Here is a 2500-nt window from a genome sequence, read left to right as displayed (position 1 = left end):
TGAGTTGCTGGCAGAAGACCCGAAACCGAGTGATCTAGCCATGGCCAGGCTGAAGGTGCGGTAACACGCACTGGAGGGCCGAACCCACGCCTGTTGAAAAAGTCGGGGATGAGCTGTGGCTAGGGGTGAAAGGCCAATCAAACTCGGAGATAGCTGGTTCTCCGCGAAATCTATTGAGGTAGATCGTCACGTATTGCCCTCGGGGGTAGAGCACTGGATGGGCTAGGGGGACCCAAAGTCTTACCAAACCTAACCAAACTCCGAATACCGAGGAGTATGAGCGTGGCAGACAGACAGTGGGTGCTAAGGTCCATTGTCGAGAGGGAAACAGCCCAGACCACCAGCTAAGGCCCCTAAATCGTGGCTAAGTGGGAAAGGATGTGGGGATTCCAAAACAACCAGGAGGTTGGCTTAGAAGCAGCCATCCTTTAAAGAAAGCGTAATAGCTCACTGGTCTAATAGAAACCCTGCGCCGAAAATGTAACGGGGCTCAAGCCACGTGCCGAAGCTGTGGGTGCATATCTTTGATATGCGCGGTAGCGGAGCGTTCCGTAGGTCTGCGAAGGAGACGGGGTGACCCTCTCTGGAGATATCGGAAGTGCGAATGCTGACATGAGTAGCGACAAACAGTGCGAGAAACACTGTCGCCGAAAGTCCAAGGGTTCCTGCGCAAGGTTAATCCACGCAGGGTGAGCCGGCCCCTAAGGCGAGGGCGAAAGCCGTAGTCGATGGGAACCAGTTGAATATTACTGGGCCTGCCAGAAGTGACGAATGCGATATGTTGTCTGGTCTTATTGGATTGACCAGGCTTTTGGAGCATTCCAGGAAATAGCTCTGGCGTATAGACCGTACCCGAAACCGACACAGGTGGACTGGTAGAGAATACCAAGGCGCTTGAGAGAACGATGCTGAAGGAACTAGGCAAATTACTTGTGTAACTTCGGGATAAGCAAGACCCGTATGTGGGCAACCATGTGCGGGTGGCACAGACCAGGGGGTAGCGACTGTTTAGTAAAAACACAGGGCTGTGCGAAGTCGAGAGACGACGTATACGGCCTGACGCCTGCCCGGTGCCGGAAGGTTAAGAGGAGATGTGCAAGCATTGAATTGAAGCCCCGGTAAACGGCGGCCGTAACTATAACGGTCCTAAGGTAGCGAAATTCCTTGTCGGGTAAGTTCCGACCTGCACGAATGGCGTAACGACTTCCCCACTGTCTCCAGCATCGACTCAGCGAAATTGAATTCCCCGTGAAGATGCGGGGTACCCGCGGTCAGACGGAAAGACCCTATGAACCTTTACTGCAGCTTTGCAGTGGCATCAGAGACATCCTGTGTAGGATAGGTGGGAGGCTATGAACCCGGGACGCCAGTACCGGTGGAGCCGTCCTTGAAATACCACCCTGAATTTTTCTGATGTCTAACCGAGACCAGTCTAGCCTGGTCCGGGACCCTGCATGGTGGGCAGTTTGACTGGGGCGGTCGCCTCCCAAAGTGTAACGGAGGCGCGCGATGGTGGGCTCAGGTCGGTCGGAAACCGACTGTCGAGTGCAATGGCATAAGCCCGCCTGACTGTGAGAGTGACAGCTCGAACAGAGACGAAAGTCGGCCATAGTGATCCGGTGGTCCCACGTGGACGGGCCATCGCTCAACGGATAAAAGGTACTCTAGGGATAACAGGCTGATCTCCCCCAAGAGTCCACATCGACGGGGAGGTTTGGCACCTCGATGTCGGCTCATCACATCCTGGGGCTGGAGCAGGTCCCAAGGGTTCGGCTGTTCGCCGATTAAAGTGGTACGTGAGCTGGGTTTAGAACGTCGTGAGACAGTTCGGTCCCTATCTGCCGTGGGTGTATGAGACTTGAGAGGATTTGTCCCTAGTACGAGAGGACCGGGATGAACATACCTCTGGTGTACCGGTTGTCGCGCCAGCGGCACAGCCGGGTAGCTAAGTATGGACGGGATAACCGCTGAAAGCATCTAAGCGGGAAACCCACCTCAAAACTAGGTCTCACAGGGCCGTGAAAGACCATCACGTCAATAGGCCGGGTGTGGAAGCGTGGTAACACGTGAAGCTAACCGGTCCTAATCGCCCATATCGCTCACACAACGCTCTGTTAACCAGAGCATACACATGCATAGCAATCATCCACGCAAAACACACTCATCATACACAAACACCAACCTCCCACACCGACACACAGTTGTCGGGTGGATCAGAAGACCTGGTGGCTATGGCGGGAGACTTCCACCCGATCCCATCCCGAACTCGGACGTGAAACGCCCCAGCGCCTATGATACTGCATCTTAAGATGCGGAAAAGTCGGTCGCCGCCAGGTCCCCTGATCCACCCCACAAAACACCCCACCCACGCGGGGTGGAGCAGCCCGGTAGCTCGTCAGGCTCATAACCTGAAGGCCGCAGGTTCAAATCCTGCCCCCGCAACCAAACAAAGCCCGCTCTCACAAGCGGGCTTTCTTGTGTCCAAATCCCTATGAATCAG

Annotated in this window: 1 tRNA gene and 2 rRNA genes (1 of these 3 cut by a window edge); all 3 read left to right on the top strand. The window is 55.1% G+C overall.

From position 1 onward, the window contains the following. Positions 1-2106, top strand: a 23S ribosomal RNA gene (locus tag JCM25354_RS15265); it begins 635 nt to the left of the window's first position. Between the two features lie 115 nt (positions 2107-2221). Next, a 5S ribosomal RNA gene (gene rrf / locus JCM25354_RS15260) occupies positions 2222-2336 on the top strand. A gap of 32 nt (positions 2337-2368) precedes the next feature. Then, a tRNA-Met gene (locus JCM25354_RS15255) sits at positions 2369-2445 on the top strand. Positions 2446-2500: the final 55 nt, after the last annotated feature.

The organism is Asaia prunellae JCM 25354 (genome assembly GCF_000613885.1).
Classification (GTDB): Bacteria; Pseudomonadota; Alphaproteobacteria; order Acetobacterales; family Acetobacteraceae; genus Asaia; species Asaia prunellae.
Note: the sequence above shows the minus strand (reverse complement) of the source record. Positions and strands in the feature narration are given on the sequence as shown.